Annotated in this window: 12 protein-coding genes; 8 read left to right on the top strand and 4 right to left on the bottom strand. The window is 73.8% G+C overall.

All coding sequences use genetic code 11. The features are described from left to right. Positions 1 to 2 precede the first annotated feature (2 nt). From ACZ79I_RS38860 to ACZ79I_RS38830, 7 genes are all read left to right on the top strand, one after another. On the top strand, positions 3 to 1,208 hold the full coding sequence (locus ACZ79I_RS38860; RefSeq protein ID WP_471504467.1) for a sensor histidine kinase: 1,206 nt from the start codon (positions 3 to 5) through the stop codon (positions 1,206 to 1,208). Between the two features lie 81 nt (positions 1,209 to 1,289). Continuing rightward, the gene (locus tag ACZ79I_RS38855) at positions 1,290 to 2,111 is read left to right on the top strand and encodes a LytR/AlgR family response regulator transcription factor (protein ID WP_471504465.1); all 822 of its coding nucleotides are present in this window, start codon (positions 1,290 to 1,292) and stop codon (positions 2,109 to 2,111) included. After that, on the top strand, positions 2,104 to 2,478 hold the full coding sequence (locus tag ACZ79I_RS38850) for a hypothetical protein (RefSeq protein WP_471504463.1): 375 nt from the start codon (positions 2,104 to 2,106) through the stop codon (positions 2,476 to 2,478). The genes ACZ79I_RS38855 and ACZ79I_RS38850 overlap by 8 nt, the downstream gene beginning before the upstream one ends. Next, entirely contained in the window at positions 2,475 to 4,034 is a 1,560-nt protein-coding gene (locus ACZ79I_RS38845; protein WP_471504461.1) for a sodium/solute symporter, read from the top strand. The genes ACZ79I_RS38850 and ACZ79I_RS38845 overlap by 4 nt, the downstream gene beginning before the upstream one ends. Before the next feature lie 286 nt (positions 4,035 to 4,320). Further along, positions 4,321 to 4,965, top strand: a complete 645-nt coding sequence (locus ACZ79I_RS38840; protein WP_471504459.1) for an acetate uptake transporter — start codon at positions 4,321 to 4,323, stop codon at positions 4,963 to 4,965. Between the two features lie 44 nt (positions 4,966 to 5,009). Further along, a complete protein-coding gene (acs, locus tag ACZ79I_RS38835; RefSeq protein ID WP_471504457.1) occupies positions 5,010 to 6,968 on the top strand; it encodes an acetate--CoA ligase in 1,959 nt (652 codons plus the stop codon). Positions 6,969 to 6,986: 18 nt separating this feature from the next. After that, complete coding sequence (locus ACZ79I_RS38830; protein WP_471504455.1) at positions 6,987 to 7,640, top strand: adenylate kinase; 654 nt, start codon at positions 6,987 to 6,989, stop codon at positions 7,638 to 7,640. Positions 7,641 to 7,746: 106 nt separating this feature from the next. Here ACZ79I_RS38830 and ACZ79I_RS38825 read toward each other — a convergent pair whose 3' ends face one another. After that, entirely contained in the window at positions 7,747 to 8,490 is a 744-nt protein-coding gene (locus tag ACZ79I_RS38825) for an SOS response-associated peptidase (RefSeq protein ID WP_471504453.1), read from the bottom strand. A gap of 116 nt (positions 8,491 to 8,606) precedes the next feature. After that, positions 8,607 to 9,281 carry a transcriptional repressor LexA gene (gene lexA, locus ACZ79I_RS38820; RefSeq protein WP_471504451.1) on the bottom strand — a complete coding sequence of 225 codons (675 nt, stop codon included), beginning with the start codon at positions 9,279 to 9,281 and terminating at the stop codon, positions 8,607 to 8,609. Positions 9,282 to 9,494: 213 nt separating this feature from the next. Between lexA and ACZ79I_RS38815 the strand changes: the two genes are divergently transcribed. Next, positions 9,495 to 10,067, top strand: coding sequence for a TetR/AcrR family transcriptional regulator (locus ACZ79I_RS38815; RefSeq protein WP_471504448.1), 573 nt, complete (start codon positions 9,495 to 9,497; stop codon positions 10,065 to 10,067). An 80-nt stretch (positions 10,068 to 10,147) separates the two neighbouring features. Here the strand turns inward: ACZ79I_RS38815 and ACZ79I_RS38810 are convergent, their stop codons facing one another. Both ACZ79I_RS38810 and ACZ79I_RS38805 read right to left on the bottom strand, forming a co-directional pair. Next, positions 10,148 to 11,134, bottom strand: coding sequence for a zinc-dependent alcohol dehydrogenase family protein (locus tag ACZ79I_RS38810; protein WP_471504446.1), 987 nt, complete (start codon positions 11,132 to 11,134; stop codon positions 10,148 to 10,150). A gap of 328 nt (positions 11,135 to 11,462) precedes the next feature. Further along, positions 11,463 to 16,067, bottom strand: coding sequence for a cation-translocating P-type ATPase (locus ACZ79I_RS38805; protein WP_471504444.1), 4,605 nt, complete (start codon positions 16,065 to 16,067; stop codon positions 11,463 to 11,465). Between the last annotated feature and the right edge of the window lie 44 nt (positions 16,068 to 16,111).

Below are 16,111 nucleotides of genomic sequence, written 5' to 3'. Positions count from 1 at the left end.
GCATGGCGGGCATATTCCGGCAGCGCAGATGGCTGCGCCGGCACCCTGGATTCGACGGGCGGGCCGGGCAGGCCGCGTTCGAGGCGCTGCACCGTGCGTCTCTCGCGGCACCGGCACTGCGCGGTGGGCTGACGGAGTCGTCGGCCGGCGCGGCCGCGCGGCATCTGCGCGAGCTGCTCGGCGTTCCCGCGCTGGCCGTCACGGACACGGAGCGCGTGCTGACCTGGGACGGTGCCCGAAAGCACCACGCCGCGCAGGTCCTGGACCTGGCGGCGGAGGTGCTCGCGGGCGGCAGGACGGCCGTGGTCAAGGCCGACCGGGTGTGGTGCGGGCAGGCGCGCTGCGAGGTCAGGGAGGCCGTCGTCGCACCGCTGGTCGTGGAGGACCGGGTCGAGGGCGCGCTGCTCGCGTATGCCCCGGCGATGTCGGCGGGGCTGGTCCGGGCGACCGGTGAGGTGGCCCGCTGGACCTCCGGCCAGCTGGAACTCGCGGAACTGCACCGTTCCCGCACCCGCCTGGTGGAGGCGGAGCTGCGTGCGCTGCGCGCGCAGATCTCCCCGCACTTCTCGTGCAACGCGCTCACCGCGATCGCGTCGTTCGTGCGCACCGATCCGGAGCGCGCCCGCGAACTGCTGCTGGAGTTCGCGGACTTCACGCGCTACTCGTTCCGCCGGCACGGAGAGTTCACCACGCTGGCGGAGGAGTTCCGCTCCATCGGCCAGTACCTGCTGCTGGAGCAGGCGCGCTTCGGGAACCGGCTGCGCGTCGACGTGCAGGCCGCGCCGGAGGTGCTGCCGGTGGCGGTCCCCTTCCTGTGCGTGCAGCCCCTGGTCGAGAACGCGGTACGGCACGGTTTCGAGGGCAAACCGGGGCCGGGGCAGATCACCGTGATCGCGGGGGACGCGGGCGCCGAGGCGCACATCACCGTGGAGGACGACGGGGTCGGCATGGACCCCGAGAAGCTGCGGCGCATCCTGGCGGCGGGAGGAGCGGGGATGCCCGGTGCCGCCGGATCGGGCGGGGTCGGGCTCGGAAACGTCGACGCCCGGCTGCGCCAGGTGTACGGCGACGCGTACGGACTCGTGATCGAGACCGCGCCGGGAGCGGGGACCCGGGTGCGCATGCGCGTGCCCAAGTACCGGGCGGGCGTGTCGGCTCCCGCCGTCGGCGGGGAACGCATGACCGGCCGACCCGATACGCTCAAGTGAGCACCCGACGTTCACATGTGTGACTAACCCCACACCCCTAAGTGGATTGACCGAATGTGCGAAGAATGTCCACACTCACACATGCTGCGCTTCCTGGTGGCCGATGACGAGCCGCACGCACTTGACGAGCTGGTCTACCTCCTCGGGCTGATCCCGGGCGTCGGGCCGGTGGAGTCCGCCGCGGACGGGGCCGCCGCACTGCGAGCGCTGGACCGCGCGCTGGAGGAGGACCGCGCCATGGACGCGGTCTTCCTGGACGTCCGCATGCCCGGGCTCGACGGCCTCGACGTGGCGAGGGTCCTCTCCCGGTTCGCCGAGCCGCCGCCCGTGGTGTTCGTGACCGCGTACGACGACTTCGCGGTGCCGGCCTTCGAGGTGCGGGCCCTCGACTACCTGCTCAAGCCCGTCCGCTCCGACCGGCTCGCCGAGACCGTGCGGCGGATCGCCGAGCGGCAGCCCGGACCGGGCCGCACGGAACGGGAGACGCCCACCGCCAGGCCCCCGGCCCTCACCGCCTCGCCCACGCCCGTGGCGGCGGCCTCCGACGACCAGGTGATCCCCGTCGAGCTGTCCGGCGTGACGCGGTTCATCCAGCGCTCCGAGGTGCGGCACGTCGAGGCGTGCGGCGACTACGTACGCCTGCACCTCGCCTCCGGCAGCCATCTGCTGCGGGTGCCGCTGTCCACGCTGGAGGACGAGTGGCAGGACGCCGGATTCGTGCGGGTGCACCGCCGCCACCTCGTCGCGACCGAGCACATCGAGGAACTGCTGACCGATGCGGGACGGCTGTCGGTGCGTGTGGCGGGCACCGTGCTGCCGGTCAGCCGCCGCAGCAGCCGGAAGCTGCGCGAGCTGCTGCTGTCCCCGTCGTCCCCGCCGGGAAGGGCCGCCGCCGATGGCTGAGCTGCCGCGCCGCGTGACCGTCACCCATCCGCGCACCCAGGCCGCCCGGCCCGCGCTGCGGCACGCCGTGGTGCGGGACGTGCGCGAGCAGACGGCGCTCGGCGAGGTGTACGTGAAGGCACTGATCCGCTCCCAGCTCCGGCTCGGACTGCTGATCTGCGCCGCGGTCTGCCTGCCGCTGGCCTGCCTGCCGCCGCTGCTGGCGTACGTGCCGCTGCTGCGCGAGGGGCGTCTGTGGGGTGTCGGCCTGCCGTGGCTGATCCTCGGGCTGCCGGTGTACGCGCTGCTGGTGGCCGCCGGAGCCGGCTATGTGCGGCGGGCCGAGCGCAACGAACGCGACTTCGCGGAGAACGTCCACCGGTCATGAACGCAGCCCAGAACCTGACCGCCGTGCTGCTGGTCGTACTCGCGACGGTGGCCGTCGGCGGCTACGGCCTCAGATCCCGCTCCACCTCGGACTTCTACGTCGCCTCCCGCACGGTCTCGCCCCTGCGGAACGCGGCCGCCATCAGCGGCGAGTACCTCTCGGCCGCCTCCTACCTGGGCATCGCGGGGCTGGTGGTGGCGTACGGAAGCACCATGCTCTGGTACGGCATCGGGTACACGGGGGGCTATCTGGTCCTGCTGGTCCTGGTGGCCGCGCCACTGCGCCGGTCGGGAGCCTACACCGTCTCCGACTTCGCCGAGGCGCGCCTGGGCTCGCTGGGTGTACGGCGGGTGGCCACCGTGTTCGTCGTGGTCATCGGGTGGCTCTACCAGGTGCCGCAGTTGCAGGGCGCCGGCCTGGCGCTGCACACCACACTCGGCGCGCCCCCGTGGGCGGGTGCGGTACTGGTGTCGGCGGTGGTGCTGGTGAGCGTGATCGCCGGGGGCATGCGCAGCGTCACCCTGGTCCAGGCGTTCCAGTTCTGGCTGAAGCTGGCCGCGCTCGCGGTCCCGGCGATCGTCCTGCTGCTCGTCTGGCGCGGCGCCTGGCACCCGTCCGGCACATCGGCCGTCGCCGCCGCGCACGGCCCTCCCGTGCGCAATGACGGCGGGCATCAGCTGTACACCCTGTACTCGCTGATGGTCGCCACCTTCCTCGGGGCGATGGGGCTGCCGCACGTGATCGCCCGCTTCTACACGAATCCGGACGGCCGCGGGGCCCGCCGCACCACGGTCGGCGTCCTCGGTCTGCTGGGTGTCTTCTACCTGCTGCCCGAGGTGTACGGCGGACTCGGGCGGCTGTTCGCGCCGGGCCTGGCCGAGGCGAACGGGGCGGACACGGTGGTGCTGCTGCTGCCGGAGCGGCTGGTGCCCGGCGCCGCCGGGCAGCTGCTGACGGCACTGGTGGTCGCGGGTGCCTTCGCCGCCTTCCTGTCGACCTGTTCGGGGCTGGCCCTGTCGGTGGCCGCCGTACTCTCCCAGGACGTCGTCGGGGGGGACGTACGGGGCTTCCGCAAGGCTTCCGCGGTGGCCGTGATCGCCCCCTGCGGTATCGCCCTGCTGCTGTCGGAGAGCGGTGTCTCGGTGGCCCACGAGATCGGGCTGATCTTCTCGGTGGCCGCGTCCACGTTCTGTCCCCTGCTGGTGCTGGGCATCTGGTGGCGGCGGCTGACCGCGCCCGGGGCCGTCGCCGGGATGCTGCTCGGCGGCGGGCTGGCGCTGGCCGCCGCCATCGTCACGCTGCTCGGGGCGGGCGGCCCGGGCTGGCCCGGGACCCTGCTCGCCGAGCCGGCCGCGTGGAGTGTACCGGCGGCGTTCCTGACCATGGTGGGCGTCTCCCTGGCCACGCGCGCACGGGTGCCCGCGGGGGCGTCCGTGATGCTGGCCCGCCTGCACATGCCGGAGGAACTGGCGGCCGCCGGGGCCGACCACTCGGCGGCGGGAGGCGACCGCTCGTCCCGGGGCCGCGGCCGTCCGTCGCGCCGCCCGCACCGCTGATCGACAAGTACCACCAGGGGGCTCCCGGCCGGGCCCGTGAGTGCCGCACAGTAACCCGCCAGAGCGAGTCGCCGCGGAACGCCCGGCAGCCGAGCCGCACTTCCGACCGGGAGTGGCACCGGAACCGTCCGCGCGCTCGTGCACAGACCGCCGCGCACCCGGTTCCTCACCCTGAGCCGGTGCGCGGTCCGTCGCGCACGGCGCCGTCGGCCACCGCCCGATTCAGTGGCCCCCGTACTTCCCGCCCTGCGCCGAGGTACGCCCCCCTCGATCCAAGGAGAGCACCGTGACCCAGCTCCAGACGCCCGTCAGCGACCGGCAGTTCGCTGCCGGCGCCCCCTCCGTGCAGACGCCGTCGCACCCGCCGATCGCCGACCCGGGTCCGCTGGGCCTGGCGGCGTTCGCCCTGACCACCTTCGTGCTCTCCGTCTTCAACGCCGGTCTGATGAAGGACATGACGCTGGAGGCCGTGGTGCTGCCGCTCGCGCTGTTCTACGGCGGCTTCGCCCAGGTCCTCGCCGGCATGTGGGAGTTCCGTAAGAACAACACCTTCGGTGCCGTGGCGTTCACCTCGTACGGCGCCTTCTGGCTCTCCTTCGCGGGCTACGTCAAGTTCGTCGCCCCCCACCTGGTGCCGGCGCACGCCCACCAGGCGACGGGTCTGTTCCTGCTGGGCTGGACGATCTTCACCGTCTTCATGACGGTCGTCACCACCCGGATCAGTGGTCTCCTGCTCGCCGTCTTCTCGGTCCTGAGCGTGACGTTCGTGCTGCTCACCGCCGGACAGCTGGCGCAGCAGACCTCGCTGATCCACATCGGCGGCTGGTGCGGTCTGCTCACCGCGCTGCTCGCCTGGTACGGCGCGTTCGCCGGCGTGGCCAACAACACCTGGAAGAACAAGTCCCTGCCGACGTGGCCGTTCCCGGCCTGATCCGCACCCGCCGACCGTCCGATCGATCCACGAGGGAATTCCGCATGAGCAGCAACGAGACCCTGGCCAGCCTGCTGAAGGAGGAGCGGCGGTTCACCCCGCCCGCCGAGCTGGCCGCCGCCGCCAACGTCACCGCGAAGGCGTACCAGCAGGCCGCCGAGGACCGCCTCGGCTTCTGGGCCGAGCAGGCCCGGCGGCTGACCTGGGCCACCGAGCCGACCGAGACGCTGGACTGGTCGAACCCGCCGTTCGCCAAGTGGTTCAAGGACGGCACGCTCAACGTCGCCTACAACTGCGTCGACCGGCACGTCGAGGCCGGCCACGGCGACCGGGTCGCGATCCACTTCGAGGGCGAGCCCGGTGACAGCCGCGCCATCACCTACGCCGAGCTCAAGGACGAGGTCTCCCGAGCGGCCAACGCGCTGGCGGGCATGGGTGTCGGCACGGGCGACCGGGTCGCGATCTACATGCCGATGATCCCCGAGGCCGTGGTCGCGATGCTGGCCTGCGCCCGCGTCGGCGCCGCGCACTCCGTCGTCTTCGGCGGCTTCTCCGTCGACGCCATCACGGCCCGGATCCAGGACGCCGACGCCAAGGTCGTCATCACCGCCGACGGCGGCTACCGCCGCGGCAAGCCGGCCGCGCTCAAGCCGGCCGTCGACGACGCGCTCGAGCGTGTGGACAGCGTCGAGCACGTGCTCGTCGTGCGCCGCACCGGCCAGGAGGTCGCCTGGACCGAGGGCCGCGACCTGTGGTGGCACGAGGCCGTGGGGAGCCAGCCGGCGGACCACACGCCGGAGGCGTTCCCGGCCGAGCAGCCGCTGTTCATCCTGTACACGTCCGGGACGACGGGCAAGCCGAAGGGCATCCTGCACACCTCGGGCGGCTACCTCACCCAGGTGTCGTACACCCACCACGCCGTCTTCGACCTCAAGCCCGAGACCGACGTCTACTGGTGCACCGCGGACATCGGCTGGGTGACGGGGCACTCGTACATCGTGTACGGGCCGCTGGCCAACGGCGCGACCCAGGTCATGTACGAGGGCACCCCCGACACCCCCCACCAGGGCCGGTTCTGGGAGATCGTGCAGAAGTACGGGGTGAGCATCCTGTACACGGCCCCCACGGCCATCCGCACGTTCATGAAGTGGGGCGACGACATCCCCGCCAAGTTCGACCTGTCCTCCCTCAGGGTGCTCGGCTCCGTCGGCGAGCCCATCAACCCCGAGGCGTGGATCTGGTACCGCGAGCACATCGGTGGCGGTCGCTGCCCGATCGTGGACACGTGGTGGCAGACTGAGACCGGCGCGATGATGATCTCGCCGCTGCCGGGCGTCACCGAGACCAAGCCGGGCTCCGCCCAGCGCCCGCTGCCGGGCATCTCCGCCACCGTCGTCGACGACGAGGCGGGCGAGGTGCCCAACGGAGGCGGCGGCTACCTGGTGCTCACCGAACCCTGGCCCTCCATGCTGCGCACCATCTGGGGCGACGACCAGCGGTTCATCGACACCTACTGGTCGCGCTTCGAGGGCAAATACTTCGCCGGCGACGGCGCCAAGAAGGACGACGACGGCGACATCTGGCTCCTGGGACGCGTCGACGACGTGATGCTCGTCTCCGGCCACAACATCTCCACCACGGAGGTCGAGTCCGCCCTGGTGTCGCACCCGTCGGTCGCCGAGGCGGCCGTGGTCGGTGCCGCCGACGAGACCACGGGCCAGGCCATCGTCGCCTTCGTCATCCTGCGCGGCACCGCCTCCGAGGACGACAAACTGGTCGCCGAGCTGCGCGACCACGTCGGAGCCACCCTCGGCCCGATCGCCAAGCCCAAGCGGATCCTGCCCGTCGCCGAACTGCCCAAGACCCGCTCCGGCAAGATCATGCGCCGGCTGCTGCGCGACGTCGCCGAGAACAGGCAGCTCGGAGACGTCACGACGCTGACCGACTCCACGGTGATGGACCTGATCCAGGCGAACCTTCCCGCCGCACCGGCGGAAGACTGACGAGGAAAACGAAGAGACATGCGTATCGTTCTGATCGGCCCACCGGGGGCGGGCAAGGGCACCCAGGCCCGGGTCCTCACCGAACGGCTGTCCGTACCGGCCATCTCCAGCGGCGACCTGCTGCGTGCCGAGATCCGCGAGGGCACCGTGCTCGGGAAGCTCGCCAAGCAGCACGCGGACGCCGGGGAACTGGTGCCCGACGAGCTGACCACGACCATGGTGACCCGCCGCCTGGGCGAACCCGACGCGGCGGCCGGCTTCCTGCTCGACGGCTTCCCCCGGACCGTACGGCAGGCCGAACTCCTCGAAGAGTCCCTGGCCGAAAGCGAGACGGCGCTGGACGCGGTGCTCGCCTTCGACATGCCGGACGACGAGATCGTGCAGCGGCTGACGGGCCGGCGGATCTGCCCGGGCTGCGGGACGACGGTGCACGTCGTGTTCTCTCCGCCCCGTGTGCCGGGACAGTGCGACGAGTGCGGGAACGAGCTGACCCGGCGCGCCGACGACACCGAGGAGACGGTCCTGCGCCGCCTCGCCGTCTACGCCGAGCAGACCGTCCCGCTGCTGCAGTGGTACGCGGACCGGGGCCTGCTGCTCCGCGTAGACGCCCTGGGAACGGTCCCGGAGATCACCGACCGGATGAGCGCGGCGCTGAGGCTGATGACGCCGTAGGCGCGCCACGACCCGTCGCGATCGGCTGCGCGACGAAGGGCAGCCGGTCGCGGCGTCGGAGGCGGGGGGCCGGAGGCAGGAACCGGCCCCCCGCCCGCACACCCCCTTACGGCGCGACCTCCTCCAGGAGCCGGGGGCCGTTGTTCCGGACGCTGTTGACGGCCGTGGAGACGGGTCGCGCGTCCAGGTGGCCGTCCGCGGGCGGCGCCAGCAGCGCACGCAGTTCCCCGGGGTCCCGGTGGCCGGGGTCGAGCCAGGAGTCGTAGTGGTCCGGGGCGAGGGCGAGCGGCATGCGGGGATGGATGCGGCCGGCCGCGTCGGTGGCCTCGGTGGTGATGACGGTGCATGTCATCAGCCAGGCCGCGGGGTCGTCGTCCCGTTCGACGGCCGGGTCGCGCCAGTACTCGTACAGCCCGGCGAGCGCCATCACCTGCCCGTCCTCGGGATGGATGAAGTAGGGCTGTTTCCGGGTCCTCTTTGTGTCCCGCGCCGTGATCTGCTGCCACTCGTAGAAGCCGTCGGCCGGCAGCAGACAGCGGCGTCCGGCGAACGCGCGGCGGAAGGCGGGCTTCTCGTGCACCGTCTCGACCCGCGCGTTGATCAGCCGGGCACCGATCTTCGTGTCCTTCGCCCAGGACGGCACCAGGCCCCAGCGCACCGGCCGCAGTTGCCGGCGCACCGTCGACGTGTCCCCCGCGTGCCGTGGGGCGCGCTCCAGGACGGCCCACACGTCGTCGGTCGGGGCCACGTTCCAGTTCGGCGCCAGCGCTTCCTCGGGGCGCCAGTCCGTGACGTGGAAGAGCCGGACCAGGTCCTCGGGGCTGCGGGTGGAGACATAGCGGCCGCACATGCCGCCACTGTGCCACGGTGACGCCGGGCCGCCCTCCCGGCAGCGGGCCATCGGCATCCGTGTCGGGGGGCACGGCCCGCGGGCCCCGGCGGCGGTCGGCCGTGCGGCCGGCCCGCTCAGGGCAGCCGGCGCAGGACGCCCACCACCTTGCCGAGAATGATCGCCCGTTCGCCGGGGATCGGCTCGTAGGCGGGGTTGCGGGGCATCAGCCACACCTGGCCGTCCTTGCGGCGCAACTGCTTGACGGTGGCCTCGTCGTCCAGGAGGGCCGCGACGATGTCGCCGTGGTCTGCGCTGTCCTGGCGGCGGACGGTGACGATGTCCCCGTCGCAGATCGCCGCGTCGATCATGCTGTCGCCGGACACGGTGAGCGCGAACAGCTCCCCCTCGCCGACGATCTGACGCGGCAGCAGGTAGACGTCCTCGACCATCTCTTCCGCGAGCAGGGGCGCGCCGGCGGCGATCCGCCCGACCAGAGGCACTTCGGCCGGCGGCTCCGCCCGGGAGTCCAGGTCGGGGGCCCAGGAGGGCCGCACCTGGTAGGCGCGCGGCCGGTTGGGGTCGCGGTACAGAACGCCCTTGCGTTCCAGCACCATCAGCTGATGGGCGACGGAGGAGGTGCTCGCGAGGTCCACCGCCTGCCCGATCTCCCGCATCGACGGCGGGTAGCCCTGTCGCCGGACGGTGTCCGTGATGAACCGGACGATGTCCTCCTGGCGACGGGTCAGCTCCCCCTCGACGGTGCGGATGCCCGGCGGCCGGCCCCGGCGTACTGGTCGGCTGTTCGTCATTCCCGGCCCTTCCGTCAAGATCTCGCGAACGCGACTTTAACCCGTCGTCACTCACCCGCGGAACGGACCGCGGGAAATCATGGCGGCGATGACGGACGTCGACGGCCGTCGCGGCCGGACCGCGGCCGGCCGTCGACCGGATCGGCCCTTCGGGCGCCCTGCCGCCGCCTTCCTTAATCGGCCGGACTGGTATGTTCGATCAGGGAGGCGGTCATGGTGACTCAGGTCCGTAAGACGAAGTCCGTGGAGAAGATCCTCACCGCGGCGGCCGAGCTGTTCTACGTCCACGGGCTCCGCGGAGTGGGCATCGACCAGGTCATCGAGGCCTCGGGCGTCGCGAAGTCGACGCTGTACGTGCACTTCCGCACCAAGGAGGAACTCGTCGCGGCGTATCTGCGCAGGACCGACGACTCCTGGACGGCGCAGTTGCAGAGCGCCGCCGCAGCCGCCGGTGATGACGCGCGCGACCAGCTCGTCGGGCTGTTCGACGCGTTGACGGCCGCTTTCGAGCGCCACGGCTTCTTCGGGTGCCCCTTCGTCAGCGCGGCGGTCGAGACCGATCCGGACTCGGAGGCCCGGGCCATCACCGTGGAGCACACCCGGCGCCGCCAGGCGTGGCTGACCGAGCTGGGCACCGCGGCGGGAGCCGAGGACCCCGCGGCGCTCGCCCGGCACATCGGCCTGCTGATCGACGGCGCCCTGACGTCCGGTCGTCTGCTGCAGGACCGCGCGGTCGTCGAGGAGGCGAAGTCCGCGGCACGGCGCCTGGTCGCCGGCCAGACCTGATCGCGTCCCGCCCCTGCTCCCCTGCGCGCCGCCGCTGCGTCCCTTGCCCGCCGCCCCCGCGTCCCCGCCGTCCGGCGCCCTCACTCCTCGACGTCGACGACGACCTTGCCCCCGGCGGTGCCGCTCTCCACCGCGGCGTGGGCGTCCATGACGGTGGAGAGGGTGAAGTGCCGTGGGTCGAGGAGCGGCTTGAGCGCTCCCTTGTCCGCGAGCGCCGCGGCCTCGCGCAGGATGTCGCCGTGGTGCTCCCGGCCGCGGCCCGTGAGCATGGGCAGCAGCGTGAACACGCCGGAGTAGGTGGCTCCGCGGAACGACAGCGGGGCGAGGCTGTGGCTGCCCCAGCCCAGGGCGCTGACGACATGGCCGGTGTAGGTGCGGACCGCGGCGAAGGACGCGTCGAGCGTGGTCCCGCCGACGGTGTCGAAGACGATGTCGAAGCCGTCGCCCCCGGTGTGCTCCGCGACGTAGTCCTCGACGGGTGTGGCGGTGTAGTCGACCGCGGTGGCCCCCAGCCGCCGAATGGTCTCCAGGCTCGCGGCGGATCCCGTCGCGAAGACCTCGGCACCATGGGCGCGGGCGATCTGGACGGCGACGTGGCCGATCCCCCCGGCCCCGCCGTGGATCAGGACCTTCTGCCCCGGGCGGACACCGGCGCGGTCGACCAGGCCCTCCCAGGCGGTGATGACCACGAGTGGCAGGGCCGCCGCTTCACGCAGGGTCACGGAGGCCGGCTTGGGTGCGAGCAGCCTGGCGTCCACGGCCGCGTACTCGGCGAGCGAGCCCTGCAGGTCGCCCACGCCACCGGTGAGCCCGTAGACCTCGTCGCCCGGCGCGAAGCCCGTGACGTCGGGGCCGGTCTCCTCCACCACACCGGCCAGGTCCAGGCCCAGCACCGCGGGCAGGCGGCTTTGCGCATGGGCGGCCCTGCCCGCACGGATCTTGGTGTCCAGAGGGTTCACGCCGCTGACCTTGACCCGCACCAGCACCTGCCCCGGCCCCGGGACCGGGTCCTCGACCCGGGCCAGGACCAGCGGACTGCCGAACCGCTCCAGAACTACTGCACGCATGGCGGTGCCCCTTCTCTCCGCGCCGTGTGCCGTGCCGACGCCCTCCGGGGCGCGGCGGTGGCCGCGACGGTGGCCGTCCCCCCTTAATCGAACAGACTAGTACGTTTGATTAAGAGGGGCAAGCGCCGCGGAATCACCCGTCGCCAGCCACCCGTCGCCAGCCACCCGCCACCGTGCCGCAGCGTCGGCGATCACCGGGCTGTACGGGCCCCGGGGACGCAGGCCGAGGGCGGTCCGCGGCGTGCCCGGGCGGCCGACGCGGGCACACACGCCTCCCGCTCGGGCCCGAGCGGGTGGGCATGCGGCGCCGGGCCCCCTCCCGCCGGGATCAACCGAGCCGGTGTGCCTGCCCCGGGGGGACCGCGGCGCCGGGCCCCGGGAGCAGCAGTCCGAGGCGGGACAGTGCCCCGGTCAGCCAGGCGGCCGGGACCGCGGCGAGGGCCGCCGGTGCCGACGGCGGCCCGTGCTCGCCGGTTCCCTCGACCGCGGCCGCCAGCCATGCCGTGCGGGCCAGGCGGTCCGAGAGCGGCTTCAGAGCCGAGTGGAGGAACGCGGCGGCGGTGATGGCGGTGAGGGCGACGCCCCAGCCGACCGGGCCGAGGGGAGTGGATCCGAAGAACCGGCTGACGCCCGGGGTCTGGATGATGCCGACGAGCACGGCGGCCGAGCCCACGGTGGCGGCGAGCACCTGGCGGTCCGCGCCGCCGCTGGTGAGGGTCTGGGCGAGCTGCGTACCGACCAGGGCCACCAGCGCCACCGTGCCGGCGCGGCGCCGCGTGCCGGTGAAGCGGGCGGCCGTCCAGGCGAGTCCGGCACCCAGCGCGGTGGTCAGTCCGCGCTGCAGCATCTCCCGGGTGAGCGCGGTGCCCAGCGAGTGGTGGGGGCCCTCCTGGAGGAGTTGCTCCCCGGTGCTCTCGGCCGGTGTGCGCACGGCGATGGAGAGGGCGGGAGCGAGGTCCGTGAGAAGGTTGACCAGCATGATCTGACGGGCGCTCAGCGGCGAGCTGCCGGCCAGCGCGGAGGCGAGCACCCCGAAGGTGACCTCGCCGAGGTTGCCGCCGATCAGGATGGCCAGCGCGGTCCTGACGGAGGCCCACATCGCCCGGCCCTCGGTCAGGGCGGTGACGATCGTCTCCAGCCGGTCGTCACCGATGACCAGGTCGGCGGCGGCCGTGGCCGCGGGAGTGCCGCGGCGTCCCAGGGCGATACCGACGTCCGCGAGGCGGATGGCCGGGGCGTCGTTGGCCCCGTCGCCGGTCATCGCCACGACCCGGCCGAGACGCTGGAACGCCTGGACGATGCGGACCTTGTGGTGCGGGGTGCACCGGGCGACGACGTCCACCGTCGGCAGCAGCGCGTCGAGCGCGTCGTCGTCGAGCGCGTCCAGCTCCGGCCCGGTGCACACCCTCTGGGCCGGCTCGCCGGTCACCGAGGCGGCGATGGCCTCGGCGGTGGCGGCGTGGTCCCCGGTGAGCAGGAGCGTGTGCACCCCGGCCGCGCGCAGCCGGGCGGTGGCCGGCGCCGCCCCGGGGCGCACCGGGTCGGCCAGCACGATGAAGCCGGTGAAGACCAGGTCCCGTACCGCGTCGTCGGCGAGTTCCTCACCCGGAGGCAGGGTCCGTTCGGCCACGGCGAGAACACGGCGGCCGGCCCCGGCGAGCTCCTCGACCTCCGAGGTGAGCGCCGTGCGTCCGGCGGCGTCGAGCGCGGTCTCCGTCCCGTTCAGCAGCCGGCGCCGGCAGCGTGCCAGCACGGTCTCGGGGGCACCCTTGACGCTGAGCAGGGTGGCGCCGGCGGTGCGGCCGGTGGTGGCGTGGTAGGCACGGGAGGGGTCGAACGGCAGGGTGCCGGTGCGCCGCCAGCGCGGTGCCCCGCGGCCGACCGAGACCCGTGCCCGGCGGGCCCCGGCGTCGACCGCCCGGTCGGTCTGGTGGGCCATCGGCTCGGACTGCCGGGCGGCCGGGGTGGCCCGCAGCGCGGCGGCCAAGACCGCCTTGTGCCGCAGTCCGAGCCGGGCGAGGGGGACGGTCCGCTCCCCGTCGCTGACCGCGGTGAGCTGGAGATCGCCCTCGGTGAGGGTCCCCGTCTTGTCGAAGCACAGCACGTCGGCCCGGCCCAGCGCCTCGATGGTGCGGGGGTTGCGCACCAGCGCACCGTGCTCGGCCAGGCGGCGCGCGGAGGCCAGCTGGGCCGCGTTGACCAGGAACGGCAGTCCTTCGGGGACCGAGGCGACAGCGAGGTTCACCGCCGAGGCCAGGCTCTCGGCCAGGGGGCGCCCGTGCAGCAGCCCGGCTCCGGCCACCGCCACCGCGGAGGCCGTCGCCACGGGCAGGCTGGCCTTGGTCAGTGACGACAGCCGCGCCTCGACGCCGGTCGCCGGTGCCGCCTCCCGCGCGGTGGCCATGGTGCGCCCGGCCTCGGTGGCCGTCCCGGTGGCCACGACCACGGCCACGGCTTCCCCGGCCGAGACGGTCGTGCCCTCGTAGAGCATCGAGCGGCGCTCGGTCAGATGCGAGGCGACCACCGGCGCCGGGTCCTTGGCCGCGGGCAGCGACTCGCCGGTCAGCGACGACTCGTCGACCTCGAGGCCCTCGGCCTCCAGCACTCGGCAGTCGGCGGGCACCACGTCCTCGGGCCTGAGCAGGATGACGTCTCCCGGCACCAGGTCCTCCGCCGTGACCAGCCGCTCGGCGCCCCCGCGCCGCACCCGCGCCCCGACCGCGGAGCGCGCGGTCAGTTCGGCGAGGGCGTGCTCGGTGCCCACCCGCTGGACGCCGCCGACCAGCGCCGAGGTGGCGGTGACGAAGGCGACCAGGGCGGCGTCCGCCCGGGATCCCACGGCGGCGGCCAGGGCCGCCCCGCCGGCGAGCACCGGTGTCAGCGGGTTCGCCAGTTCGTCGACGAACGCCGAGAGCAAGGTGGTGCGCGGCGCCGCGCCCGTCCTCCTGGGGTCCCGGGCCCGGGCCGCGGCCTCCTCTGCGGAGAGCCCGTCGACGCGGGTGCGCAGCCGTTCCAGGACCCGGTGCGGCGGCATCAGATGCCAGGGGACGGTCTCCGCGGACGGAGTGACGGGGCGTGCGCACAGGTGCCGGGCGCGCCAGACGCCCAGACAGAACGCGATGCCGCCGGCGGTGTTGCACGCCGCCTGCCCGCGCGAGCATGCCTCGGCGGCCGGGGCCCGCATCGCGGCGACCGCGCCGATGCCGCTGCCGCTCGCGGCCAGCAGCGCGCTGTCCCGGTCGACCTGGCGGGCCACGCCGGCACCCGCCAGGATCAGCGCGACCGAGTCCAGATCGCTGCCGACCAGCAGGTGGGCCCCCCAGGGCGGCGGCTGCCCCTCCCGGTGGACCCCGATGCCGCAGTCGGACGCTCCCAGCGCCCGGCGGTTCCCGGACACGAGCAGCACCACGGCGCCCTCCGCCTGCAGCGCGCGCACCGACGCCACCAGCCGGCCCCCCGCGGGCACCATCGCGTCGACGAAGCCGAGCTGCGGGTCGGGCTGGTCGCTGGCGAGGACCACACGGATCCCCGAACGGCGGGCCGCCGCCGCGAGGGCCTGCGCGCCCGGGAGTGTCCGCATCGCCACCCCCGCCACGGCCACCAGGCTCCGCCGGAAGGCGAGGCCCAGCACCAGTTCGCTGCCGCGTCGCCGCAGCCGGTCCGCCGCCCCGCGCCCGGTCGGACCGGTGAGGTCGAGGTCCTCCAGCGGGCCGAGCACCCAGCCCTCGCCGTCGTGGTGGACGCGGTCGGGCGCGGCCGGGTCGAAGAGGGCGAAGAGCGGGTCGGAGACCTGTGCGAGCGGATCGTCGCCGAGCACCGTCAGGTCGGTCAGCTCGTACCGGCCGCTGCGCAGCGCCTCCGCGTCCAGGACCACGGTGTCCACCTGGCCCAGGCGTCGCAGCGCGCCGCGGTCCATGGCCACGACGCCGCGCAGCGCGAGGAACCGGCCGAGGCTGGTGGCGAATCCCTCCCGTCCGGCCTCGGGCGCCTTCGGCATGCCGGCCAAGGCGACCGCCAGCGCGCGCCGCGGTCCCGCCTGGGGGGTGGCCAGGGCGCCGACGGCGGCGCCGGCCCGCATGGCCCGCTGGGCGTAACGCGCCGTCACGTCCTGGTGCGCCTGCGGGCGTTCCACCACGATCGGCTCGGCCCGGGCGTCGTGCGGCCCCCGCACCAGCCGCGGCTCTGCCTCCGTCCACGCCTCCAGGGCCGCGTTCGCCTCCCGCCACTGCGCGACGCGCTGCACGGCGTCGAGCACCAGCCCTCCCCCGCGTGTGGCCACGCCCTGCACGATCGCGTTGAGCATCGGGACCACGGAACCGGGACGCTCGTGATCCGTGGGGCCCGATGTCGTCAGCCTGCGAAGCCAGGGGTGGAACTGGACGGCCGTGGCCAGCGCCCCCACCTCGGCCGGCAGCGGCGTCCACGGCGACAGCCGCGTGGCCACCGTGAGGAACAGCCCCGTGATGTCCGCCGCCAGCACCGGGAGCGCCGGCCGTCTGCGCGGCGTCTCGCACGGATGATGCGGCTCCGGGCACCATGCGTCGTACGGTCCGTGTCCGCCCTCCTCCACGCCGGCCGCCTCGTGGGCCTCCACGTGGGCGATGATCCGGGTCAGCTCCTGCAGCGGTGGCGGCGGCGAGGCCAGTTCCACGACGACCCGCTCGGCGGGGGCGTTCACCCGTGCCCACAGCACGCCGGGATGTTCTTCGAGCGCGCGCTCCACGGTGCGGATCAGCCATGTGCCGCGGGGGCCCTGCACCCCTCGCACCTCGATGTGGCAGCGTCCCGGGCGCGACCACACGTCCCGCCGCCGGAGTCCGAACAGCGTGGCGGTCACGTCCGCGGCCCCGTGCACTCCCGCGGCCACACCACCCGCCAGGCCCCCCGCCAGGGGGCCCAGCAGGGGCAGGCGTGCCATTGACATCGGCGACATCCGCCTGCCACCTCCCGAGCAGCCCGATCCCTCGTCCTCGTCCG

The organism is Streptomyces sp. PSU-S4-23 (assembly GCF_055632315.1).
The sequence above is the reverse complement of the archived record's forward strand: the minus strand, read 5'-3'. Positions and strand labels throughout refer to the sequence as shown.

Bases quoted from the DNA above. Each gene is read 5' to 3' on its own strand.
- ACZ79I_RS38860 (WP_471504467.1), top strand. From the start codon at position 3: ATGGCGGGCATATTCCGGCAGCGCAGATGGCTGCGCCGGCACCCTGGA.
- ACZ79I_RS38855 (WP_471504465.1), top strand. From the start codon at position 1,290: ATGCTGCGCTTCCTGGTGGCCGATGACGAGCCGCACGCACTTGACGAG.
- ACZ79I_RS38850 (WP_471504463.1), top strand. From the start codon at position 2,104: ATGGCTGAGCTGCCGCGCCGCGTGACCGTCACCCATCCGCGCACCCAG.
- ACZ79I_RS38845 (WP_471504461.1), top strand. From the start codon at position 2,475: ATGAACGCAGCCCAGAACCTGACCGCCGTGCTGCTGGTCGTACTCGCG.
- acs (WP_471504457.1), top strand. From the start codon at position 5,010: ATGAGCAGCAACGAGACCCTGGCCAGCCTGCTGAAGGAGGAGCGGCGG.
- ACZ79I_RS38830 (WP_471504455.1), top strand. From the start codon at position 6,987: ATGCGTATCGTTCTGATCGGCCCACCGGGGGCGGGCAAGGGCACCCAG.
- ACZ79I_RS38825 (WP_471504453.1), bottom strand. From the start codon at position 8,490: ATGTGCGGCCGCTATGTCTCCACCCGCAGCCCCGAGGACCTGGTCCGG.
- lexA (WP_471504451.1), bottom strand. From the start codon at position 9,281: ATGACGAACAGCCGACCAGTACGCCGGGGCCGGCCGCCGGGCATCCGC.
- ACZ79I_RS38815 (WP_471504448.1), top strand. From the start codon at position 9,495: ATGGTGACTCAGGTCCGTAAGACGAAGTCCGTGGAGAAGATCCTCACC.
- ACZ79I_RS38810 (WP_471504446.1), bottom strand. From the start codon at position 11,134: ATGCGTGCAGTAGTTCTGGAGCGGTTCGGCAGTCCGCTGGTCCTGGCC.
- ACZ79I_RS38805 (WP_471504444.1), bottom strand. From the start codon at position 16,067: ATGTCGCCGATGTCAATGGCACGCCTGCCCCTGCTGGGCCCCCTGGCG.